Consider the following 22,090-nt stretch of genomic DNA (forward strand, 5'->3'; position numbering starts at 1 on the left):
GGATAGCTAAAGAGAATGATCAAAAACAGCAGGATGTGACGCATAGCAATCGATTTATTATTGTATGCTTTTGAGTGTAGACGATTGTTTAGGGTTTAGGGTTTAGGGTTTAGGGTTTAAGCATTAACCACTGGTTTTTCAGATTGAATTTTCCAACCCATCATTTTAGCCGTTTTAATCAGTAAATTATTTTGTGAAACCAACTCCACTTCACTATAAAAACGACAATCATAATAAAGTTGTGCTTTTTGAATCGCTTGAGGTAAAAGTGCTTGTACGTTATTTGCATCCATCGAATGTATGAAAGGCATATAACTTAAATTTAATTGAGAGGAACGCATCAACAACGATGTTATTGAAGGCCAATTTCTGGAAACCAAGACAATATTGACCGTTGGATCGTCAAAAGATTGAATAACCGCCTTCTCATTTGCTTTATTTATTGTCTTTTGAATTGGATTTATTAACATTTCTTGACGCATAAAATCGATGCAATATGACTGAATTTCATGACGTTCCTGGTCTGTTAACTCATGCAAAAGATGTTTTTGCACAATGTGTTTCAGACGATATTCATCAGTTTGTTCACTTTTTTCAAGTGTGGTATTTGTAGGAATTTGCGGCATAACAGCCGAAATTGCCCGCCCAAAACATTTATCTGGCAGATTAGATTGGACTAATTGATCTGTATCGAAAATAACTAACTTCATAATAGGTTCGACTAAATTAATGCGAAAACGCGACAAATTTTAAAGCAATTTCATGCCGTGAACCAAGATAATACGCGAGGTTCCTACATATGCAAAGAGGGAAAATATATATTTTTGTAAACTGCTAATTCGTTGGTCTTTCATTTGCACAATTAGAATTTAATACTACTTTTATCCAACTCACTCAACTAAAAAAGCACTAATACCTCAACTTCGACCTGTATTTGTTATTGCCGCTCAGATACCTTTACACCTTTACATTATAACAACAATCTTTAAACAATCATCTAACAATTAACCCCATCTCCAAAAAATGCTAGTGCAATTACTTCAAAAGCAGATCAAGCTACTGTTGGATTTGCAGCCATTACAAATTTCATTCAAGACTTGGCGCTTAATACAATTCATTTAGTCTCGGACATCAATCGAACAGCGATCAAGATATCAAGCATTGCCAGAAGCCAGATTACACTCCCTTGGATTTGGTAAGGGTTTATTCGTCATTTTGCCATGAACAATATGGCTATGTTCAAATTTATGTTGCTGCACCTGTAACAGTTTGAATTCACATAAATTTAGACACACAGAGCTTTGAAATGATCCCAGATCATTATCTACACTCTTCTGGAAATTTTCATATATACGACTCAAAGTGCAGAGTATTAATGAGTGGCAAAGTATGGGCAGCATCTAAAGAAACCGATGCACCACTTTATTTGGTAGATCCGAAAGTCACACAAGTAAAATGAAAGGATTTCACGAGCGTTGGATGCCATTAAACGAAGCAAATTAGATTAGATTAAACGCGTACGATTACTGGATATTAAAATAAGAACTACTCAACATAGGCGAATTTTTACAGATGAAAAATATCAAGAAATTTTAGATTGGTTTGATCAACCTCCTGTTAGCAGCGCAATTAAGTAAATTCATTTTGTATATATGCAACACGTTTTGAATTAATTAAAAGACTGTAAACTAAAGGGCTTGAAGGGTTTAATTTTTATTCATTCGATAGTTTGAATTCAGTCTCGTTTATTTAACTTTATTCAACTATATAACAACGTATAATCTACAGAACTTTCAATCAAGGGCACGATTATGAAATTCTCTCACTCGGTAAATTTAGTTTTTTTCACTTTAGTCATGTTTGGAGCTTCTCAGCTTTCAATGTCCGAATCATCAACAGATGACACCAATAATAATCAAAAAACTCAAACTTATAATTTAAAAGATGGATCTATCATTACAGGTTCATTAATCAACGAAGATGCCGATCAAATTATTTTAATGACGCGCTTTGGTGAAACAACAATCAATAAAAACGACCTCCTTGTTAAAAAAATTACAGTGTCTTTAAAGTCTGGTGAAGTGGTAATAGGATCCATTCAAAATGAAACACCGAAAGAATTAGTAATTAAAACAACTTATGGTGTAATTACTATTGATAAAAAAGATGTTGTTGATTTCAATGAAAAAACAACTAATAACAATAATGCCGATGATAAATTTGTTTTAGCTGAAGATTATTTGATCGATGTCTTTGGAGATCCTACGGGCAACACCCTCAAAAAAGATACCGTTTATATCAGCGGCCTGTCAGTGGGTTATGCATTTTCGGATAGTTTTCAAGTTTCGACTCGTTATGATGGTTTTTTCTACCAAAATGTAAACTTAAGACCTAAATTTCGAATTTTAAATTTGGGCAATTGGAAAAGGCAGTTAACAGCAAGCGTTGGATTTCATGCTCACTCTAATTGGCGCTTAACGAATTTTCATAAAGAAACCAAATATTGCCCTGAATTAAACAATCCGGATGCTTGTTATTACGACAATACTTATACGCCTTTAACTGAATTAAATAATGATGAATATACTTTTTATTCGTACGAAGAATTCATGCCAATGATTGAAGTTTTTGCAGCAACCAGTTACGCAAAAACTCGTTCAGATTCGAAAGGTCGCGTGCAATACACAATGGGCGCTTCTGCTAAATTTGTTGAAGGCGCGCAATCTCATCGAGCTTATGCTGCTATTGATATTGATTTAAATAAACGCTTAAAACTGATTACCGAAGTGATTTATGATCCATTTTATAATGCTGAATCTCTTCCAACAACCGCTCCATTTGAAAATGTTTATATTGATTTAGGCGCTATGTACACTTTTGATAATAATTTAAGCGTCGGTATGCACATGATGCCTTATTGGGTAACATTATATTGGAAACAGTAAATAGCTTTCTTAAATTAAAGGACATCTAAATTTAGATGTCCTTTAATTTTTTAAACACTTTCAATACTACCGCATTTAATCCAATTTCTTCTGTGACTTCTGGATGATACCAAATTTCATTATCATCGCTTCGCACTTCATTTGAATCACAACCTTTAACTACAACTGGATGAACCTGAAGGTGATAATGGCTAAAAGTATGTTTAAAACTTCCTAGTTTATGATTGTCTGACCCCATTAATTTTTCAATGTCGTCAATTTTTTCATATTCTGGAAAACTATATAATCCAGCCCAAATCCCTTTTGATGGTCTTTTTATTAAACGAATTCGCCCAAGTTTATCTAGCTGAATTAACATAAATGTTGATTTGGTGGGTTTATCTTTTTTAGGTTTAGAATTAGGAAACTCTTTTTGTCTTGATTCTAATCGTGCAAAACAATCTTGTTTGACTGGGCATTCTTCACAGCGTGGTTTACTTCTTTTACAAAGGGTTGCGCCTAAATCCATCATGGCCTGAGTATATTCAGCATTATCGGTTTTAGGTGTTAAATTTTCAGCCAATTCCCATAATTCATTTTCGACTTTTTTATTTCCAGGCCAGCCTTCGACCATTTTATAACGAGTTAACACGCGTTTAACATTACCATCTAAAATCGTTGCAGGTTTTTCAAACGCCAAGGAAATAATCGCTGCGGCTGTTGAACGTCCAATTCCTGAAAGGGATTCTAAGTCGGTTTGGTTGTCTGGAAATTTTCCACCAAAGTCTGACATCACTGCTTTTGCACATTTATGTAAATTACGCGCACGCGCATAATAACCAAGTCCAGTCCACAAATGCAGTACTTCATCTTCACTTGCCTTGGCTAGGGATTCGACATCGGGGAATGTATGTACAAATCGTTTGAAATAGTTAATTACGGTCACAACTTGAGTTTGTTGTAACATTATTTCGGACAACCAAACTCGATAAGGTGTTTTATTTAACTGCCAAGGTAAATCTTTTCTTCCATGAATTTCGTACCAATCTAAAACTTGTTTACTAAAATGTGTTGTCATAATTTTTTTCATTCATAAAAAAAGCCGTGCGGATATTATCTCACACGGCTAGTTTGATTATTTATTTTTATTATTTTGCTTGATGTAAATGCACATCCATTTGTGGAAAAGGAATATTTAACCCTTCTTTACCGAATGTTTTATAAATATTTTCATTCATTACAAAAAATACATCCCAATAATCAGCTGCTTCAACCCATGCACGAACGGCAAAGTTTACTGAACTAGAACCTAATTCTTTTACAACAATCACCACTTCAGGATCTTTTAAAATTCGAGTATCTGCATCACATAATTTCTTAATAACAGCACGCGCTAAGTCAACATCATCTCCATAAGCAATGCCTACAGTCCAATCTACTCTTCTTTTTGGTTCAGTTGAAAAATTCGTTAATGAACCTGTTGATAATCCACCATTTGGAATGATAATTGTCTTGTTATCAGGAGTTGTCATTACTGTATTAAAAATTTGAATCTCTTTTACTTTACCCGTATAACCTTGAGCATCAATTACATCACCCACTTTAAATGGCTTGAAAATCAAGATCATTACACCACCGGCAAAATTTTGCAAAGTACCAGATAACGCAAGACCAACTGCTAAGCCGGCAGCACCTAATATTGCAATGAAGGACGTCATTTCAACATTTAGCATACTTAATACAGTAATTGCCAACATGACTTTTAATAATATACTAGCAATGCTTTTTAGAAATGGTACTAACGATGGATCAAGCTTACTTTTGTCCATTAATTTAGAAAAGCCATTCATTAATAAATTAATTAGCCAAACACCCACAACCCAAACAATAATTGCTTTTAATAAACCAGGCCCATGTGTTAAGGCGATATTTGTGCCGTAATCGATAATCTCTTGTACATTCATTTTATTTTCCCATTATTTAATTAATTATTTTCAGTATTGTATCATTTATTTATTACAGTTTATAAATACCATCTTTTTTAATATCGATTACTTTTGACTTATATAACTGTCCAATTGTTGATTTAAATACTTTTTTACTCATTTTTAATATTTTAAAAATATCTTCTGGTGTTGATTTATCATGTAAATTTAAGACACCATTATTTTCTTCTAATTTTTTCAAAATTAATTGCTGGGTATCATCAAATTTTTCAATTCCTACTTTCATTAAACTTAAATCTATTTTTTTATCTTCTCTTACACGTTTGATATACCCTTTCATTCGCTGCCCTACTTGAAGCGGTTGAGGCGTTTGATCTTTGAAAATTACCCCAAAATGATAATCATCAATAATGGCCTTATATCCTAATGGCGTCGCAGCTTCTATTAATAAATCAACTTTTTGATTTTGTTTTAATTCTATAAATTCTTTTTCAATAAATTGATCTAAACGACTTGATGCGCATATTCTATTTTTTTGATCATCCAAATATAAAAAGACGACATATGACTCACCCAAAACCATTTTATGCTTTTGCTGTGAAAATGGCACAAACAAGTCTTTAGGCAAGCCCCAGTCTAAAAACGCACCAACTTCAGAGACATCCACCACTTTTAAGCAGGAGAAACGATCTACCTCAGCCTTTGGATTAATAAACGTAGCAATAATTTTTTCATCTCGGTCAAGATATATAAATACTTTATATTCTTGTCCCTGGGTTATTTCTTGTGTAATTTGCCCTTTAGGCATAAAGGCATCGCCAAACTCGCCACCATCAAATAGTGCGCCTTGATCGATAATTTTTTTTACTGTTAGTTGATTATATTGGCCGATTTTCATATTCGAGATTCGTTAATTAAATTTATTAAATTATACGCTAAGCTAGACCAGTTCTGTATTATTAGTAATAATATCTTTTTCTAATTAATTGACTGACTTATGAAGCCCAACATTCAAAGTGATCATTTGATCTTATTTACACAAGTCGCGCAACTTGGAAGCTTATCAAGAGCAAGCCTGTTGAATAATATTCCTGTTTCAACAATTAGCCGACGCTTAGCTAGCTTAGAGGGTCAAATTGGTTATCAATTATTAACTAGAAATACCAAAGGCATTCAAGTTACTGAAATAGGCAATGAAATATTACGTTACGGGAAAAGTATTAATAATGAATTGGAATCATTAAGTGCTTTTTTAGCTCATAAAAACGATGAGCCTCATGGGGTACTAAGAGTTTCAATGCCCGCCACCACTAGCGCAAGCATCATAACAGACATCATTCATAGTTATAAAAAACTTTGCCCCGAAGTCACGATTGATTTAAGAATGACCGATCGTTTTGTTGATCCAAGAATTGAGGAGTATGACATTGTATTTAATTATGTCATTAATGAACCTTTAAAAGATTCTTCATTAATCGCCAAACGAATCGTCACACCTAAAACTATCCTAGTGTGTAGCAACACTTTTGAGCAAAACATTCAAACTGCTGAAGATTTGAACCAAGTGAAATGCGTATCAACTTTAGAGCGAAATACTAAATATATCACTTGGCAATTACAAAAAGGAGAAACAAACATTATAGTTTCTCCAAAACCATCTGTTGTCGTAAATAATTTAGATGCGGTTAAATCTGCCATTTTAAATGGGTATGGTATTGGCAGATTAGTCGTTACTTCATGCGCAGAAGAACTAGCAAATGGTGAGTTAGTTCAAGTTCTTGAAGATTGGGATGTATCCTCGTGGGACGTGTATTTGATGTATCCTTCACGTAAACACTTACCCGCAAAAACTCAAAAATTTATAGAACTTATGAGTTTTATTGCCCAAGACAGATATTATGAATAATATTCTTTAAGATATAAAAAAAGCCAGCTAATGCTGGCTTTTTTTATTGGCAGATCAGAAGCATTTAATCTTCTGATACTTCCTCAGCTGCTACAGGACGATCGACTAATTCTACGATTGCCATTGGAGCATTATCACCAGTACGGAATCCACATTTTAGGATACGGATATATCCACCTGGACGCGCTTGGTAACGAGGGCCTAAATCAGTGAATAATTTACCCACTGAATCTTTTGAACGAGTACGGTTAAAAGCCAAACGACGGTTAGCTACTGAATCTTTCTTAGCTAATGTTATTAATGGCTCCGCAACTGCACGAAGTTCTTTTGCTTTTGGTAAGGTCGTCTTAATCACTTCATGTTCAAACAAAGAGTTAGCCATGTTTTGAAACATAGCCTTTCTGTGTGAGCTAGTACGATTAAAATGACGACCGGATTTACGATGACGCATTTACAATTCCTCAACTACAAATTTGGTTAGACAAGAACTTTGTCATCACTTCTTAGGCTAGCAGGTGGCCAGTTTTCTAGCACCATACCTAAGCTCAAACCTTTCGATGCTAAAACATCTTTGATTTCAGTAAGTGATTTTTTACCTAAATTCGGAGTTTTCAAAAGTTCAACTTCAGTACGTTGGATCAAATCACCAATGTAATAAATATTCTCTGCTTTTAAACAGTTCGCAGAACGAACTGTAAGCTCTAAATCATCAACTGGTCTCAACAATATTGGATCAATTAAATCTTCTTCAACTACTGGCTCAGCTTCCACTTCATTGTCTAAATCGACAAATGCAGCTAATTGCTGTTGTAAAATAGTTGAAGCACGACGAATCGCCTCTTCTGGTTCTACAGTACCATTAGTTTCAAGATCTAAGATTAATTTATCAAGATCAGTACGCTGTTCAACACGAGCATTATCCACTACATAAGCAACTCGCAACACTGGGCTATAAGAAGCATCCAGCTGAAGTTTACCAATGGCTTTACTCTCTTCATCGCCAGTTTGACGACTGCTTGCTGGAACATAACCACGACCCATTGTGATATGAAGAGTCATATTCAATGAACCGCTTGCACCTAACGTCGCGATAACGTGGTCAGGGTTGGTAATTTCTACGCCATGATCCAATTGGATATCAGCAGCAGTAATTACGCCAGAACCTGACTTACTTAATGTTAACGTTGCTTCTTCGCGATCAAACAAACGAATCGCTACGCCTTTAAGGTTTAATAAGATATTTAAAACATCTTCTTGAACCCCTTCAAGTACGCTGTATTCGTGCAAGACACCTTCAATTTCAACTTCTGAAATCGCGGCACCCGGCAATGAAGAAAGAAGAATGCGACGTAGCGCAGAACCCAAAGTATGGCCAAAACCACGCTCTAAGGGTTCTAACGTTACTTTAGCTCTTGTTGAGCTAAGCTCCTGAACATCAATGTTCTTAGGAGTTAAAAATTCGTTTGCTGATCGCTGCATAGTTGCCCCTAATTAGCAGTGTTATTACTTCGAGTAAAGTTCCACGATTAAATTTTCGTTGATTTCTTGAGATAATTCAGAACGTTCTGGAACTGCTTTGAACGTACCAGATTTCTTCTTAACATCAACATCAACCCATTCAACTGGAGAACGTTGGCCTGCAATCTCTAATGCACTATTAATACGTAATTGATTAAGGCTCTTTTCTCTCACAGAAACAACATCACCTGCTTTTACTTGGAAAGAAGCGATATTCACAGCTTGTCCATTAACAGTAATTGCTTTATGCGATACCAATTGACGCGCTTCAGAGCGAGTACAACCGAATCCCATACGGTAAACAACATTGTCTAAGCGACTCTCCAATAGTTGCAACAAGTTCTCACCTGTAGCACCTTTTAAGCGGGCTGCTTGTTTGTAGTAGTTACGGAATTGCTTTTCCAATACACCGTATGTACGACGTACTTTTTGCTTTTCACGTAATTGTACACCGTAGTCAGAAAGACGACCACGACGTGCACCGTGTACACCAGGAGCTGTTTCTAATTTACACTTACTTTCAAGTGCACGAACACCACTCTTAAGGAACAAATCTGTTCCTTCACGGCGTGATAATTTACATTTTGGGCCAATATAACGTGCCATATTCTTATTGCTCCTCTATTAAACTCGACGTTTTTTAGGTGGGCGGCAGCCGTTATGTGGGATCGGTGTTACATCTGTGATGTTGGTTATTTTATAACCACATGCATTTAATGCACGAACAGCCGATTCACGACCTGGTCCTGGACCTTTTACTTCAACGTCCAGATTCTTTAATCCGTAATCTTGTGCTGCTACTCCCGCACGTTCAGCTGCAATCTGAGCTGCGTAAGGAGTACTTTTACGAGAACCACGGAAACCCGAGCCACCGGCAGTTGCCCAACTGAGGGCGTTACCTTGGCGATCCGTTATAGTCACGATCGTATTGTTAAAAGACGCATGGATGTGGGCAATGCCATCAGCCACTTGCTTTTTAACTTTTTTACGAGTACGTGTCGTACCTGGCTTAGCCATCTTCGATTTCCTATAAAAAAATTAATATTATCTGCGAATTGGTTTAGTTGGACCTTTACGTGTACGAGCATTCGTTTTAGAACGCTGACCACGAACAGGTAAACTACGACGGTGACGTATGCCACGGTAGCAACCTAAATCCATCAATCGCTTGATGTTCATTTGTACTTCACGACGTAGATCACCTTCAACTGTAATAGTTTTAGTAATTTCGTCACGAATTTGATCTAACTCATCTTCAGATAAGTCACCGATCTTTCTAACTGGATCAATTCCAGTTGATGAAAGGATCTGTTTTGCGGTTGTACGACCAACACCATATACATACGTTAAAGAGATAACGGCATGTTTGTGGTCTGGAACGTTGACACCTGCTATACGGGCCATTCGATATACTCCGATTTAAGCTATTAAGTAGTTATTACCTAATAGACGACCGTCACAAAGGGCGCGAAAGCTTACATGAATTTAATTAAAAAAACAATAAGCTTTCTAAAAAGTTTATCTAAAAAAGATTAACCTTGACGCTGTTTGTGTTTTGGCTCAACGCAAATTACGCGTACTGAACCGTTACGGCGAATAATTTTACAATTACGGCACATTTTTTTAACTGATGCACGTACTTTCATGTTTAACTCCAAATACTGAGTGATTGCTTAACGGAACAAGCCCGCGCCACCGTCACCTTTTTGGTTTGATTTTTTCATCAGTGACGCATATTGACTACTCATCAGATGCGACTGCACTTGCCCTACAAAATCCATTACCACTACAACGACGATCAATAATGACATACCACCGAAAAAGAACGGTGCATTCATGCCTGATACAATACTTTGAGGAAATAATGAAACTGCGGCAATATATAAAGCACCAAAGAAGGTCAAACGTGCTGACACCCCATCGATATAACGCGAAGTTTGCTCACCAGGACGAATCCCAGGGATAAACGCACCCGAACGCTTTAAATTTTCTGCCACATCTTTTGGATTAAAAGTAACCGCTGTATAGAAATAACAGAAGAAAATTACTGCACCACCAAAAACGATGTAATACAAAGGTGTATTAACCTGAAGCAATTTAGAAATTGTATTTAATACATCCCAAACACCACCTGTTTTTTCACCTGCGAAACCACCCATCGCTTGTGGAAACAATAATAAACTTGAGGCAAAGATTGCAGGGATCACACCAGCCATATTCACCTTGATAGGTAAATGACTCGTTTGAGCTGCCATCATCTGTCTGCCTTGCTGTCTTTTTGCATAATTGATCGTTATTTTACGCTGACCGCGCTCCATAAATACAATAAATGCAACAACCGCAAGAGCAAATACCGCTACGAAGGCCACTTGCCACAACTCCATTGAACTACCACCCTCAGCAGGGTTAGCAGCGTTAAACAATGAAACCATCGCACCTGGTAAGCTTGAAACAATACCAGCGAAAATCAAAATGGATATACCATTTCCAATTCCACGCTCGGTAATCTGCTCACCTAACCACATTAAGAACATCGTACCACAAGTTAATGTTGTAACCGCTCCAATATAGAACGCTAATGGCACTTCACCATTAGCATTTAGGTATATCAAACTTGTACCTTCAGTACCGGGAGAACCCGCGAAACCAGCAGCAATGAAAAAGGCCTGAACCGATGCCAAAAGCAACGTTCCATATCTTGTAAATTGTGTGATTTTACGACGCCCAGCTTCGCCTTCTTTTTTCAACTGCTCTAAATAGGGTACAGCCACCGTCAATAACTGCATTATGATGGATGCAGATATATATGGAATAATCCCCAATGCAAATAAACTCATACGCTCTAACGCACCACCTGAAAATGAGTTAAACATTTCCAAGATTTGTAAGTTTTCGAACGTCTTTGCAAATTCTGCATTATTAATTCCAGGGACTGGAATATGAGTACCAATACGATAAATAAAAATGGCTAGTAATACGAACAACAATCGCGCGCGTAGTTCACCTTTTCCACTAGTATTACCTTGAGATACTGTACCTTGCTTAGTCATTTAGGCCTCTACTTTTCCGCCTGCAGCTTCAATGGCCGCTAATGCGCCCTTAGTCACTGAAATACCTTTTAATGAAACCGCTTTGTCGATAGCACCGGACAAGAAAACTTTAACAGTTTTAATGTTTTGACCTACTAAGTCAGCTTCTTTAAGAGCTGCTAGATCAATTACGTCCGCTGTTACTTTAGCGATATCAGTTAAACGCAATTCTGCAGCAAATCTTGCTTTACGTGACGTGAAACCGAATTTCGGTAAACGACGTTGTAAAGGCATTTGACCACCTTCAAAACCAGGTTTTACAGATCCGCCAGAGCGAGCCTTTTGACCTTTGTGTCCGCGACCACAAGTCTTGCCTAAGCCAGAACCTATACCACGACCAACACGTTTTGAGCTATGCGTTGCGCCTTCAGCAGGACTTAATGTATTTAAATTCATTATTATTCTCCTACTTCTTGAACCATGTAATTAACTTTGTTCAACATTCCGCGAGTTGATGGAGTATCTTCTACTTCAACAATTTCACGAATTTTGCGAAGACCAAGACCTTGTACACAAAGCTTATGCTTTGGCAAAGTGCCAATTGGACTACGAACCAGTTGAACTTTCATTGTTTTTTTAGCCATTGTCGGTTACCCCAAAATCTCATCAACAGATAATCCGCGTTTAGCAGCAACATCTTCAGGAGAACGCATTTGCGCTAAACCTTTAACTGTTGCACGAACCACGTTTACTGGGTTAGTAGAACCGTAACATTTTGCTAATACGTTATGAACGCCTGCAATCTCTAAAACTGCACGCATTGCACCACCAGCAATAACACCAGTACCTTCAGAAGCTGGTTGCATGTACACTTTAGAAGCGCCATGACGAGCTTTTACAGCGTACTGTAATGTGCCATTAGTGATTGCAACATTAACGATGTTACGTTTAGCGCTGTCCATTGCCTTTTGAATTGCAATCGGCACTTCTTTCGCTTTACCACGACCGAATCCAACTTTACCTTCTCCATCACCAACTACGGTTAGAGCGGTAAAACCAAATATACGACCACCTTTTACTACTTTGGCTACACGATTTACTTGAACTAATTTTTCTTGTAATTCGCCGCCTGCTTGTTGTTGTTCAGCCATCATTCAACCCTTAGAATTTAAGTCCAGCTTCGCGAGCAGCTTCAGCTAAAGCTTTTACACGACCATGGAATTTAAAACCAGAACGGTCAAACGCAACAGATTCAACACCTGCAGCTTTAGCACGCTCAGCGATTAATGCACCTACTTTTGTAGCTGCAGCGATATTGCTTGTCACACCTGAACGAACATCTTTATCTACCGTTGAAGCTGAAGCAATAATTTTGCCGCCACATGGAGAGATGATCTGTGCATAGGTATGTTGTGAACTCTTATTTACGCTTAAACGATAAACACCTAACTCTGCAATTTTTGCACGTGTTTTTTTAGCGCGGCGTAAACGAGATGTCTTTTTAGAAATCATCAGTGCCCTACCTTATTTTTTCTTAGCTTCTTTTCTGCGAACGTACTCATCAGCATAACGAACACCTTTACCTTTATAAGGCTCTGGCGGACGATAAGCGCGAATTTCCGCAGCAACTTGACCCACTTTTTGTTTATCCGCACCAGAAATCACGATTTCAGTAATCGTTGGCGTTTCTGCTTTGATGCCTTCAGGCAAAACGTAATCAACAGGGTGAGAGAAACCTAATGTTAGATTGACAGATTTAGCATCTGCCTTGGCACGATAACCGACACCTTGTAACAACAATTTCTTGCTAAAACCTTCAGAAACACCAGTTACAAGGTTGCTCACTAATGAACGCGCCGTACCCGCTTGTGCTACATCGTTTTTAGAACCTGATTTTGGTGCTAACTTTAATTGATTATCTTCTTGAGCAATGGCAACCGAATCGTTTAAAACGATTTCTAAAGAACCTTGAGCGCCTTTTGCTTTTACTGTTTGGCCATCAATGTTGATTTCAACACCAGCTGGCACATTGACAGGGGCTTTTGCTATACGTGACATATTATTTCCCCTTAGAAAACTTCACAAAGAACTTCACCGCCGATACCCAATTTACGGGCCGCACGATCAGTCATAACACCTTTTGATGTAGAAATAATTGCTACACCTAAGCCGTTTTCGATTTTTGGAAGTTCTTGGCTAGATTTATATTGACGTAAACCAGGACGACTAATGCGCTTGATTCTTTCAATAACTGATCTGCCTTCGAAATATTTCAATGTAACAGTCAAAATAGGTTTAGCACCTGCTTCAACTTCAACTTCAGAAATATAACCCTCTTCTTTTAATACATTAGCAATGTTCACTTTTGCTTTAGAAGAAGGCATAGAGACGGTTTTCTTACCCGCCTGCTGGCCATTACGGATACGTGTAAACATATCTGCCAGCGTATCTTGCATACTCATACGATTTTTCCTATTGTGCAGCGAAACGCGATGTTGGGGGGCACGAAAACGTGGTTAATCCCCCAATCTGCCGTCTAGCTTACCAACTTGCTTTTTTCAGACCTGGTACATCACCACGCATAGCGGCTTCACGAAGTTTGATACGAGATAGTCCGAACTTACGGTATACACCGTGAGGACGACCAGTCACTTGACAGCGACGGCGTTGACGTGATGGACTTGCATCGCGAGGAAGCTGTTGTAACGCAATTTGTGCGTCATAACGCTCTTCATCAGATGCATTCACGTCTGCAATGATTGCTTTAATTTTTGCACGCTTTTCAGCGAATTTAGCAACCGTTTTTGCTCTTTTGGCTTCACGAGCCTTCATGCTTTCTTTAGCCATTATTCTTATCCTTTAAAAGGGAAAGAAAGTGCTTTCAATAAAGCACGACCTTCATCATTAGTACGAGCGGATGTGGTAATAGTAATATCTAAACCACGCAATTTATCAACTTTATCGTATTCGATTTCAGGAAAGATAATTTGCTCTTTGATACCCATGCTGTAATTTCCACGACCATCGAATGATTTCGGGTTAATACCACGGAAATCACGTACACGAGGTAGAGAAATATCAACTAGACGATCTAAGAATTCCCACATACGGTCACGACGTAAAGTCACTTTACAACCGATAGGCCAGCCTTCACGCACTTTAAAACCAGCAATAGATTTGCGAGCCAAAGTTACAACTGCTTTTTGACCAGCAATCAATTCTAAATCAGCTACAGCATTTTCAACTTGCTTTTTATCACCAATGCCTTCACCAACGCCCATATTTAATGTCACTTTGGTAATTTTAGGCACTTCACTAACGTTCGCTAAACCTAACTCTTTAACAAGAGCAGCTTTAACAGTTTCTTTGTACAAGGTTTCTAAACGACTTGACATGTTGTGCTCCTCTTATTAACCAATAACTTTTTGGTTAGATTTAAAAATACGAACTTTAGCGCCGTCTTCTTGAATACGGAAACCAACACGGTCGCCTTTTCCAGTTTCAGGGTTAAAAATCGCTACGTTAGAAATTGCAATTGCAGCTTCTTTTTCAATGATTCCACCAGGCTGTTCAGCCTGTGGATTCGGTTTAGTGTGACGCTTAACAAGGTTGATACCCTTAACGACAACACTATTACCTTTGCGATCACCAGCAATCACTTTTACGATCTTGCCAGTTTTGCCTTTATCACGGCCAGCGATAACTACTACTTCATCGCCTGTTTTTAACTTATTCATATTTTACTCGCTTCCTGCTACCGTCTCATTCTTTATTAAAGAACTTCCGGCGCCAGGGAAATGATTTTCATAAATTTTTCAGTACGTAATTCACGTGTAACAGGGCCAAAGATACGAGTACCGATTGGCGCATTGTTTGCGTTAAGAATTACAGCTGAGTTTACATCAAAACGGATCAAAGAACCATCAGGACGTCTTACACCTTTTCTCGTACGAACAACTACTGCTGTCATAACCTGACCTTTTTTAACTTTACCGCGTGGAATTGCTTCCTTTACAGTAACTTTAATTAGATCACCCACTCCAGCGTAACGACGATGCGAGCCACCAAGCACTTTAATGCACATGACTTTTTTAGCACCGCTGTTGTCCGCAACATCTAGCATTGACTGTGTTTGAATCATTTTTCAAATCCCATATCAAATTTGACGGGCAACACTAGCCTTAAAGGCTAGCTGCACGTTGTTCTATACGAACTAGGTTCCAAGTTTTGGTTTTTGAGAAAGGACGAGATTCTTGAATCGTCACTAAATCACCAATTTGGCATTCATTTTTTTCATCATGTGCGTGAAGCTTTGTAGAGCGTTTAACATACTTTCCGTAGATTGGATGCTTAACTTTGCGCTCAACTAAAACAGTAACTGTTTTATCGGCTTTATTGCTGATGACATGTGCTGTAACTAAACGAGCATTAGATTCTGTCATTTTCATGCACCTGCTTTTTCAGTTAGCAACGTTTTAACACGTGCTATGTCTTTTTTAAGTTGCTTAAGCAGATGAGACTGAGTCAACTGACCCGTAGTCTTTTGTAGACGCATCTTGAATTGATCACGACGCAAATCTAATAACTGACTGTTTAGCTCTTCTACTGATTTCTCACGAAGTTCTGTTGCTTTCATTACATCACCGTCCGTTTAACAAAAGTAGTGGCAACTGGAAGTTTCGCAGCAGCTAAAGCAAATGCTTCACGCGCTAATTCTTCAGTAACACCATCCATTTCATAAAGGATATAGCCAGGCTGAACTTGGCAAACCCAATATTCAACGTTACCTTTACCTTTACCTTGACGAACCTCTAAAGGCTTCGATGTAATAGGCTTATCTGGGAAAACTCGGATCCAGATTTTACCACCACGTTTTACGTGACGAGTCATCGTACGACGTGCTGCTTCGATTTGACGAGCCGTGATACGACCACGACCTGTAACTTTAAGACCAAACTCACCAAAGCTAACTTTGGAACCACGAATCGCTAGACCGCGGTTACGGCCTTTTTGCATTTTTCTGAATTTGGTACGTTTAGGTTGTAACATTTTATACTACTCCTACTTACCAGCGCGCTTTTTAGGCTGTGATTTAGCTTTAGCACGAACTTCTTCGATACCACCTAAAATTTCGCCTTTAAAGATCCAGACTTTAATACCCAAAACACCGTACTGAGTATCAGCTCGGTATTCTGCATAATCGATATCCGCACGAAGCGTATGCAAAGGTACACGACCCTCACGATACCACTCAGAACGAGCGATCTCTGCACCACCTAAACGGCCACCAATTTGAATCTTGATGCCTTTTGCGCCACCACGCATTGCGTTTTGAACTGCGCGCTTCATAGCACGACGGAACATTACACGGCGCTCAAGCTGACCAGCAACACCCTGTGCTACTAGTTTTGCATCTAAGTCAGGCTTGCGAATTTCTTCGATGTTGATGTGAACAGGAATATCCATCATTTTGGATAATTCTTGTTTTAATACTTCAACGTCTTCACCTTTTTTACCAATTACTATGCCTGGACGGGCAGTGTGAATGGTTACTTTAGCGTTTTGAGCTGGACGCTCAATGACAACTTTTGAAACTGAAGCTTTAATCAATTTCTTTTCGATATAGTCACGTACTTGAATGTCGTTAACAAGCTTTTTACTGTAGCTTTTTGAATCCGCGTACCAAATGGAACGATGATCTTTAACGATACCAAGACGTATCCCCGTAGGGTGGACTTTCTGACCCATGTTACGTCTCCTATTAATCAGCTACTTTGATTGTTATATGACAGCTGCGTTTTAATTCGCGATCCGCACGGCCTTTAGCACGTGGACGGATGCGTTTCATTACTGGCGCGTCATCGACAAAAATGGTTGATACTCGTAACTCATCAACGTCAGCGCCTTCATTGTGCTCAGCATTGGCAATCGCAGATTCCAATATCTTCTTCACAACTACAGCCGCTTGTTTCGGACTATACGATAAAATATCTAATGCTTCAGCTACTGCTTTACCACGAATTTGATCGGCCACTAATCGAGCTTTTTGAGCTGAAAAACGTGCACTGCGTAATACTGCTTGTACTTCCATCTTTTACTCCTCTAATTAGCGTTTGGCTTTTTTGTCTGCAGCGTGACCTTTATAGGTACGTGTAGCAGCAAATTCACCAAGTTTATGACCAACCATATCTTCTGTGACAAATACAGGAACGTGTTGGCGTCCATTATGGACTGCAATGGTCAACCCGACAAAGTCTGGGAAGATTGTAGAACGACGAGACCAAGTTTTAATTGGACGTTTTTCGCCTGATTCCAATGCAGCCTCTACCTTTTTCATTAAATGAAGGTCAACGAAAGGACCTTTTTTAAGTGAACGTGGCACTGGCCTATTCCTCTTGTTTAATCATTAAAAAAATATAGCAACTAAATAAACGCCACTGAACATCAAGAACAATGACGCAATTTTATTACTTAGAACGACGAACGATATATTTATCAGTACGTTTGTTCTTACGTGTTTTGTAACCTTTGGTAGGAACACCCCATGGCGTCACAGGATGACGTCCACCAGAAGTCTTACCTTCACCACCACCGTGCGGGTGATCAACAGGGTTCATTACCACACCGCGAACGGTTGGACGAACACCACGCCAGCGCGAAGCACCAGCCTTACCTAATTGACGCAAGCTGTGCTCAGAGTTTCCTACTTCACCCAATACTGCACGACAATCAGCTAAAATTTTGCGCATTTCGCCTGAACGTAAACGCAATGTTGCATAGGTACCTTCACGAGCAACTAGTTGCGCAGAAGTACCAGCAGAACGAGCAATCTGCGCACCTTTGCCTGGCTTCATTTCAATACAATGAATCACAGAACCAACAGGGATGCTACGGATTGGCATACAGTTACCTGGTTTAATCGGAGTGAATTCACCCGACTCAATTTGAGTACCTGCACTCACACCTTTAGGTGCAATGATATAACGACGTTCGCCGTCTGCGTACAATACTAAAGCAATGTTCGCGCTACGGTTTGGATCGTACTCAAGACGCTCAACTGTCCCAACAATACCATCTTTGTTACGTTTGAAATCTACGTTACGGTAATGTTGCTTATGACCGCCACCGATGTGACGAGTCGTAATACGACCGTGGTGGTTACGACCACCTGATTTAGATTTCTTTTCCAACAACGGAGCGTACGGTGCACCTTTATGTAATTCGTGGTTTACCACTTTTACTAAATGACGACGACCCGCTGATGTTGGTTTACATTTTTGTAAAGCCATGATCTCAACTCCGATTAATCTTGGTTAAGAAAGTCAATTTCTTGACCTTCGATTAAACGTACATACGCTTTTTTCACGTCTTTACGCTTGCCCATTCCGTGACGAGTACGCTTAGTCTTACCTTTCTGAATCAAAGTACGAACAGTGTCGACTTTAACTGAGAAAAATGACTCAACGGCTTTTTTCACTTCTAATTTAGTTGCGTCAATAGCAACCTTAAACACGTACTGGCCATTTCCATCAGCAACAATTGTCGCTTTTTCAGAAATATGCGGACCTTCTAATACGGTTAATAAACGTTCTTGATTCATACTAATGACTCCTCAATTTGCTTAATTGCAGCAACAGTGATAACCACTTTTTTGTATGCAATTAAGTTTACTGGGTTAATGCTTTCTGCATCTGCCACGTCTACTTTCGGTACGTTTCTAGCAGCTAAGAACAAGTTCTTATCTACGTTATCAGAAATGATTAAAGCACTGTCTAAGTTCAAGTCATTCATTTTAGAAATGAACAATTTAGTCTTAGGACTTTCAACAGTAAATTCGTCAACAACGATTAAACGATCGCTACGAACCAATTCTGAAAGAATTGATTTGATCGCACCACGATACATTTTTTTGTTAACTTTTTGAGACCAATCTTGTGGCTTAGCTGCGAAAGTAATACCACCTGAACGCCAGATAGGAGAACGGATTGTACCAGCACGGGCACGACCAGATCCTTTTTGACGCCATGGTTTAGCACCACCACCACTTACTTCGCTACGAGTTTTTTGAGCACGTGAACCCTGACGGCCAGCAGCTAAATAAGCTGTAACTACCTGGTGTACCAATGCTTCATTGTATTCTTTACCAAATGCCGCGTCAGAAACTTCAACGGAATTAGAAGAACCTGCAATAGTAATATTCATTGCTTATTTTCCTTTTACCGATGAGTTAATCACAACAAAACCGCCCGGAGCACCCGGAACAGCACCCTTCACAAGGATAAGACCACGCTCAGAATCAACTTTTACAACTGATAATGATTGTGTAGTAACTTGTTCAGAACCCATGTGTCCAGCCATCTTTTTGCCTTTCCAAACACGACCTGGTGTTTGACATTGACCAATAGAACCTGGCGCACGGTGAGACAACGAGTTACCGTGAGTCGCATCTTGCATTGAGAAATTGTGACGCTTGATACCACCTTGGAAACCTTTACCTTTAGAGGTACCGGTTACATCAATGCTTTGACCTGCTTCAAATAAAGAAACCGAAACTTCTTCACCTGCTTTCAGAGTCGCTTCAGCGTCTAGACGAAATTCTTTAGTTAAAGAACCTGACTCAACACCAGCTTTTGCAAAGTGGCCAGCCTGTGCTTTAGTAACACGGCTTGCTTTTTTTGAACCGACAGTTACTTGAACAGCGTTATAGCCGTCAACTTCTACTGTCTTAACTTGGGATACGCGGTTGGGTAAAACCTCAACTACGGTGACCGGAACAGATTGACCGTCTTCAGTGAAGACACGAGTCATACCTGCTTTACGGCCGATTAGACCTAATGACATATTTTCCTCTCTTATGTACGGGGCTTAACCCACTATGGCCGTCACGCTTGACGTTACACTAGAGAGCGCGAAAGTATTTCCGCGCTATCTTTAAATTAGCTTAAGCTAATTTGTACATCTACACCTGCCGCTAAATCTAACTTCATTAGCGCGTCTACTGTTTTTTCAGTAGGCTGAACGATATCTAAAGTACGCTTGTGAGTACGAATTTCGTACTGATCACGTGCATCTTTATTTACGTGTGGTGAGATTAATACTGTGAAACGCTCTTTACGTGTTGGCAAAGGGATTGGTCCGCGAACTTGAGCACCTGTACGCTTGGCGGTATCAACGATTTCTTGTGTCGAAGCATCAATTAAACGGTGATCGAACGCTTTAAGGCGTATTCTGATTTTCTGGTTCTGCATGTTAACCAAAACTCCATTGTTAAAATAAAAAACGATTTGACCCTAAAATTTAGGGGTGGCGCATTATATGGGCGTTTGGGAAATGGGTCAACAATTTAATTGGTTTTTATTTGTACAAAACGCTTCCTTATTGTTATTTCTGTTTCATTTTAAGTATTCATTCTTCCTTCTATATATAAGAATCGATAAAACAATTGGCTTAAAGCCCTTATTTACCAGCCTTCCCCACACAAACAATCTACTCCTTTTTCATTTCCCTTTTTTAGCTTTAGGACAATCGTCAACTTTACAACGCTATTGATAATCACCCATTTTTTATAAACAAAAGCATTCAATTTATTTTCGAATTATTTATAATCAACACTCCTCAAACCGATATGGACAAACCATGAAGATATTATCCGCACTATTTATCTCGATTTTATTTTTAGCAAGCTGCCAAAGCGACACCCAATCTGGCGCATCCAGCCTAACACACACATCTAAACCTGTTGAATACTTAATCGCCGAAAACCTTTACACCAAAGTCAAAGACCCAGATTTTACAATTCAAACATTAACGGAAATGGATCTTGACGAGCCAACCCTTAATCTTTGGGATGGAGAAACATTAATGGGTTTTTATTTAAGCTCTCATGAAACCAATCCGTATATGAAATTACTTACCTATGATTTCATTATGAACAACATCAAAAAAGAACTCATAAAAGAATTAAATACCGAAGAGCTGATAGTTGTCGATCGCACTGATTTTATTGGTCCGACTGAATTAGATATGCGCTCATTTAAAGTTTCACACATTACCGAAGACGGTCTTGAAATCGTGCAAATTATGTATATTTTAAAACAAGAGCAAAACTTATATTCAAGCGTTTTAACGTCTGTAGGCGCAAATACATTTGATCAAATCTCAGCTCGTTCTGATGCCATCATGCGAAACGCCTACTTTAAATGACAACATTACTTGCGTCAGATCATAACAATTAGCACCTATGATCTGACGAAATCACGATAACTATCACGCACCTTTCTTGCAACAACAAAACTATCGAAATACACAAGCAATTTTTGCCACACTTGTTGCTATAATTGCTCGTCTCAAAATAGTCAAAAGTAGAATCACCATGGCGAAAGCCGACGACAAAAAGCCTAAAGCCTCAGCTACCAAAAATAAAGCGCCCGCTAAACACAAACCAGCTAGCACTAAGCCAAAAGCACCGAAACTAAAACAGGCACTACAAAGCCTAACAACCATGAATTTACATAGTGGACACACCAAGCAATGTTTTTTGATTCAACATAGCAAACACCTGAGCAAGCAATTTGCCCGACTCACGCATATATTCAATTTCTTGGGGGGTTTTGATTTTGACTTGCCTAAACTTCATCGATCATCACCCTAAATTGAGGACGATTTAGTTGTTAGCAAAAGCTTTTTAACCAACTGATTAAAAGTTAACTCTGGATGAAGCTCAGTCATCATGCCGATTTTCATCCAAAATTTTATTTATATTAACCA

Annotated in this window: 38 protein-coding genes; 5 read left to right on the forward strand and 33 right to left on the reverse strand. The window is 38.7% G+C overall.

Annotated elements, in window-relative coordinates:
* Nucleotides 1-116: 116 nt before the first annotated feature.
* Nucleotides 117-710 (reverse strand): hypothetical protein, encoded by a 594-nt coding sequence (locus TYM08_RS18550; protein WP_422380640.1) that lies wholly within the window; start codon nucleotides 708-710, stop codon nucleotides 117-119.
* Nucleotides 711-1,279: 569 nt separating this feature from the next.
* Between TYM08_RS18550 and TYM08_RS18555 the strand changes: the two genes are divergently transcribed.
* Complete coding sequence (locus TYM08_RS18555; protein WP_422382848.1) at nucleotides 1,280-1,459, forward strand: hypothetical protein; 180 nt, start codon at nucleotides 1,280-1,282, stop codon at nucleotides 1,457-1,459.
* Nucleotides 1,460-1,811: 352 nt separating this feature from the next.
* Nucleotides 1,812-2,945 carry a hypothetical protein gene (locus TYM08_RS18560; protein ID WP_422380641.1) on the forward strand — a complete coding sequence of 378 codons (1,134 nt, stop codon included), beginning with the start codon at nucleotides 1,812-1,814 and terminating at the stop codon, nucleotides 2,943-2,945.
* 31 nt (nucleotides 2,946-2,976) lie between these two features.
* Here the strand turns inward: TYM08_RS18560 and mutY are convergent, their stop codons facing one another.
* From mutY to TYM08_RS18575, 3 genes are all read right to left on the reverse strand, one after another.
* Nucleotides 2,977-4,002: an A/G-specific adenine glycosylase gene (gene mutY / locus TYM08_RS18565; RefSeq protein ID WP_422380642.1), complete on the reverse strand. Its 1,026-nt coding sequence runs from the start codon at nucleotides 4,000-4,002 to the stop codon at nucleotides 2,977-2,979.
* A gap of 70 nt (nucleotides 4,003-4,072) precedes the next feature.
* Nucleotides 4,073-4,888, reverse strand: coding sequence for a mechanosensitive ion channel family protein (locus TYM08_RS18570; protein WP_422380643.1), 816 nt, complete (start codon nucleotides 4,886-4,888; stop codon nucleotides 4,073-4,075).
* Between the two features lie 52 nt (nucleotides 4,889-4,940).
* Entirely contained in the window at nucleotides 4,941-5,768 is an 828-nt protein-coding gene (locus tag TYM08_RS18575; RefSeq protein WP_422380644.1) for a CvfB family protein, read from the reverse strand.
* 99 nt (nucleotides 5,769-5,867) lie between these two features.
* Here TYM08_RS18575 and TYM08_RS18580 point away from each other — a divergent pair, with 99 nt between their 5' ends.
* Complete coding sequence (locus TYM08_RS18580; protein WP_422380645.1) at nucleotides 5,868-6,776, forward strand: LysR family transcriptional regulator; 909 nt, start codon at nucleotides 5,868-5,870, stop codon at nucleotides 6,774-6,776.
* 64 nt (nucleotides 6,777-6,840) lie between these two features.
* On the opposite strand, the gene rplQ is transcribed toward TYM08_RS18580, so the two are convergent.
* From rplQ to rpsJ, 28 genes are all read right to left on the reverse strand, one after another.
* The gene (gene rplQ, locus TYM08_RS18585) at nucleotides 6,841-7,227 is read right to left on the reverse strand and encodes a 50S ribosomal protein L17 (protein WP_422380646.1); all 387 of its coding nucleotides are present in this window, start codon (nucleotides 7,225-7,227) and stop codon (nucleotides 6,841-6,843) included.
* Between the two features lie 26 nt (nucleotides 7,228-7,253).
* A complete protein-coding gene (locus TYM08_RS18590) occupies nucleotides 7,254-8,255 on the reverse strand; it encodes a DNA-directed RNA polymerase subunit alpha (protein WP_422380647.1) in 1,002 nt (333 codons plus the stop codon).
* A 24-nt stretch (nucleotides 8,256-8,279) separates the two neighbouring features.
* Nucleotides 8,280-8,900, reverse strand: coding sequence for a 30S ribosomal protein S4 (rpsD, locus tag TYM08_RS18595; protein WP_422380648.1), 621 nt, complete (start codon nucleotides 8,898-8,900; stop codon nucleotides 8,280-8,282).
* Between the two features lie 18 nt (nucleotides 8,901-8,918).
* Nucleotides 8,919-9,311: a 30S ribosomal protein S11 gene (gene rpsK / locus TYM08_RS18600; RefSeq protein ID WP_422380649.1), complete on the reverse strand. Its 393-nt coding sequence runs from the start codon at nucleotides 9,309-9,311 to the stop codon at nucleotides 8,919-8,921.
* A gap of 27 nt (nucleotides 9,312-9,338) precedes the next feature.
* A complete protein-coding gene (rpsM, locus tag TYM08_RS18605; protein WP_422380650.1) occupies nucleotides 9,339-9,698 on the reverse strand; it encodes a 30S ribosomal protein S13 in 360 nt (119 codons plus the stop codon).
* A 128-nt stretch (nucleotides 9,699-9,826) separates the two neighbouring features.
* A complete protein-coding gene (gene rpmJ / locus TYM08_RS18610; protein ID WP_422380651.1) occupies nucleotides 9,827-9,940 on the reverse strand; it encodes a 50S ribosomal protein L36 in 114 nt (37 codons plus the stop codon).
* Between the two features lie 27 nt (nucleotides 9,941-9,967).
* On the reverse strand, nucleotides 9,968-11,344 hold the full coding sequence (gene secY, locus TYM08_RS18615) for a preprotein translocase subunit SecY (protein WP_422380652.1): 1,377 nt from the start codon (nucleotides 11,342-11,344) through the stop codon (nucleotides 9,968-9,970).
* Nucleotides 11,345-11,779, reverse strand: a complete 435-nt coding sequence (gene rplO, locus TYM08_RS18620) for a 50S ribosomal protein L15 (RefSeq protein WP_422380653.1) — start codon at nucleotides 11,777-11,779, stop codon at nucleotides 11,345-11,347. It lies immediately after the preceding gene.
* A gap of 2 nt (nucleotides 11,780-11,781) precedes the next feature.
* Complete coding sequence (gene rpmD, locus TYM08_RS18625; protein ID WP_422380654.1) at nucleotides 11,782-11,967, reverse strand: 50S ribosomal protein L30; 186 nt, start codon at nucleotides 11,965-11,967, stop codon at nucleotides 11,782-11,784.
* Nucleotides 11,968-11,973: 6 nt separating this feature from the next.
* Nucleotides 11,974-12,474, reverse strand: coding sequence for a 30S ribosomal protein S5 (rpsE, locus tag TYM08_RS18630; RefSeq protein WP_422380655.1), 501 nt, complete (start codon nucleotides 12,472-12,474; stop codon nucleotides 11,974-11,976).
* A 10-nt stretch (nucleotides 12,475-12,484) separates the two neighbouring features.
* The gene (gene rplR / locus TYM08_RS18635; protein ID WP_422380656.1) at nucleotides 12,485-12,835 is read right to left on the reverse strand and encodes a 50S ribosomal protein L18; all 351 of its coding nucleotides are present in this window, start codon (nucleotides 12,833-12,835) and stop codon (nucleotides 12,485-12,487) included.
* Nucleotides 12,836-12,847: 12 nt separating this feature from the next.
* A complete protein-coding gene (rplF, locus tag TYM08_RS18640; RefSeq protein WP_422380657.1) occupies nucleotides 12,848-13,381 on the reverse strand; it encodes a 50S ribosomal protein L6 in 534 nt (177 codons plus the stop codon).
* A gap of 11 nt (nucleotides 13,382-13,392) precedes the next feature.
* A complete protein-coding gene (gene rpsH, locus TYM08_RS18645; protein ID WP_422380658.1) occupies nucleotides 13,393-13,785 on the reverse strand; it encodes a 30S ribosomal protein S8 in 393 nt (130 codons plus the stop codon).
* Between the two features lie 79 nt (nucleotides 13,786-13,864).
* Nucleotides 13,865-14,170 (reverse strand): 30S ribosomal protein S14, encoded by a 306-nt coding sequence (gene rpsN / locus TYM08_RS18650; RefSeq protein WP_422380659.1) that lies wholly within the window; start codon nucleotides 14,168-14,170, stop codon nucleotides 13,865-13,867.
* 5 nt (nucleotides 14,171-14,175) lie between these two features.
* The gene (gene rplE / locus TYM08_RS18655) at nucleotides 14,176-14,718 is read right to left on the reverse strand and encodes a 50S ribosomal protein L5 (RefSeq protein WP_422380660.1); all 543 of its coding nucleotides are present in this window, start codon (nucleotides 14,716-14,718) and stop codon (nucleotides 14,176-14,178) included.
* A gap of 15 nt (nucleotides 14,719-14,733) precedes the next feature.
* On the reverse strand, nucleotides 14,734-15,060 hold the full coding sequence (gene rplX / locus TYM08_RS18660) for a 50S ribosomal protein L24 (RefSeq protein ID WP_422380661.1): 327 nt from the start codon (nucleotides 15,058-15,060) through the stop codon (nucleotides 14,734-14,736).
* A gap of 35 nt (nucleotides 15,061-15,095) precedes the next feature.
* Entirely contained in the window at nucleotides 15,096-15,464 is a 369-nt protein-coding gene (gene rplN, locus TYM08_RS18665; protein ID WP_422380662.1) for a 50S ribosomal protein L14, read from the reverse strand.
* A gap of 40 nt (nucleotides 15,465-15,504) precedes the next feature.
* Nucleotides 15,505-15,765 carry a 30S ribosomal protein S17 gene (gene rpsQ / locus TYM08_RS18670; protein ID WP_425325073.1) on the reverse strand — a complete coding sequence of 87 codons (261 nt, stop codon included), beginning with the start codon at nucleotides 15,763-15,765 and terminating at the stop codon, nucleotides 15,505-15,507.
* A 2-nt stretch (nucleotides 15,766-15,767) separates the two neighbouring features.
* Nucleotides 15,768-15,959, reverse strand: a complete 192-nt coding sequence (rpmC, locus tag TYM08_RS18675) for a 50S ribosomal protein L29 (protein ID WP_422380664.1) — start codon at nucleotides 15,957-15,959, stop codon at nucleotides 15,768-15,770.
* Nucleotides 15,959-16,372, reverse strand: a complete 414-nt coding sequence (rplP, locus tag TYM08_RS18680) for a 50S ribosomal protein L16 (protein ID WP_422380665.1) — start codon at nucleotides 16,370-16,372, stop codon at nucleotides 15,959-15,961. Before rplP ends, rpmC begins: the two co-directional genes overlap by 1 nt.
* A gap of 12 nt (nucleotides 16,373-16,384) precedes the next feature.
* Nucleotides 16,385-17,071, reverse strand: coding sequence for a 30S ribosomal protein S3 (rpsC, locus tag TYM08_RS18685; protein WP_422380666.1), 687 nt, complete (start codon nucleotides 17,069-17,071; stop codon nucleotides 16,385-16,387).
* A gap of 13 nt (nucleotides 17,072-17,084) precedes the next feature.
* Nucleotides 17,085-17,414, reverse strand: coding sequence for a 50S ribosomal protein L22 (gene rplV / locus TYM08_RS18690; RefSeq protein WP_422380667.1), 330 nt, complete (start codon nucleotides 17,412-17,414; stop codon nucleotides 17,085-17,087).
* 15 nt (nucleotides 17,415-17,429) lie between these two features.
* The gene (gene rpsS, locus TYM08_RS18695; protein ID WP_422380668.1) at nucleotides 17,430-17,705 is read right to left on the reverse strand and encodes a 30S ribosomal protein S19; all 276 of its coding nucleotides are present in this window, start codon (nucleotides 17,703-17,705) and stop codon (nucleotides 17,430-17,432) included.
* Between the two features lie 85 nt (nucleotides 17,706-17,790).
* A complete protein-coding gene (gene rplB / locus TYM08_RS18700) occupies nucleotides 17,791-18,612 on the reverse strand; it encodes a 50S ribosomal protein L2 (protein WP_422380669.1) in 822 nt (273 codons plus the stop codon).
* Between the two features lie 14 nt (nucleotides 18,613-18,626).
* The gene (rplW, locus tag TYM08_RS18705; RefSeq protein ID WP_422380670.1) at nucleotides 18,627-18,923 is read right to left on the reverse strand and encodes a 50S ribosomal protein L23; all 297 of its coding nucleotides are present in this window, start codon (nucleotides 18,921-18,923) and stop codon (nucleotides 18,627-18,629) included.
* The gene (rplD, locus tag TYM08_RS18710) at nucleotides 18,920-19,525 is read right to left on the reverse strand and encodes a 50S ribosomal protein L4 (RefSeq protein ID WP_422380671.1); all 606 of its coding nucleotides are present in this window, start codon (nucleotides 19,523-19,525) and stop codon (nucleotides 18,920-18,922) included. Before rplD ends, rplW begins: the two co-directional genes overlap by 4 nt.
* 3 nt (nucleotides 19,526-19,528) lie before the next feature.
* The gene (gene rplC, locus TYM08_RS18715; RefSeq protein WP_422380672.1) at nucleotides 19,529-20,164 is read right to left on the reverse strand and encodes a 50S ribosomal protein L3; all 636 of its coding nucleotides are present in this window, start codon (nucleotides 20,162-20,164) and stop codon (nucleotides 19,529-19,531) included.
* Nucleotides 20,165-20,259: 95 nt separating this feature from the next.
* Nucleotides 20,260-20,571 carry a 30S ribosomal protein S10 gene (gene rpsJ, locus TYM08_RS18720; RefSeq protein ID WP_422380673.1) on the reverse strand — a complete coding sequence of 104 codons (312 nt, stop codon included), beginning with the start codon at nucleotides 20,569-20,571 and terminating at the stop codon, nucleotides 20,260-20,262.
* A 388-nt stretch (nucleotides 20,572-20,959) separates the two neighbouring features.
* Between rpsJ and TYM08_RS18725 the strand changes: the two genes are divergently transcribed.
* Nucleotides 20,960-21,526, forward strand: coding sequence for a hypothetical protein (locus TYM08_RS18725; RefSeq protein ID WP_422380674.1), 567 nt, complete (start codon nucleotides 20,960-20,962; stop codon nucleotides 21,524-21,526).
* A 76-nt stretch (nucleotides 21,527-21,602) separates the two neighbouring features.
* Entirely contained in the window at nucleotides 21,603-21,974 is a 372-nt protein-coding gene (locus TYM08_RS18730) for a hypothetical protein (RefSeq protein ID WP_422380675.1), read from the forward strand.
* Here the strand turns inward: TYM08_RS18730 and TYM08_RS18735 are convergent.
* The gene (locus tag TYM08_RS18735) at nucleotides 21,971-22,066 is read right to left on the reverse strand and encodes a hypothetical protein (RefSeq protein WP_422380676.1); all 96 of its coding nucleotides are present in this window, start codon (nucleotides 22,064-22,066) and stop codon (nucleotides 21,971-21,973) included. The genes TYM08_RS18730 and TYM08_RS18735 overlap by 4 nt on opposite strands.
* Nucleotides 22,067-22,090 lie beyond the last annotated feature (24 nt).

This window comes from Marinicellulosiphila megalodicopiae, from assembly GCF_045862395.1.
In the GTDB taxonomy this organism is placed as follows: domain Bacteria; phylum Pseudomonadota; class Gammaproteobacteria; order Pseudomonadales; family Natronospirillaceae; genus Marinicellulosiphila; species Marinicellulosiphila megalodicopiae.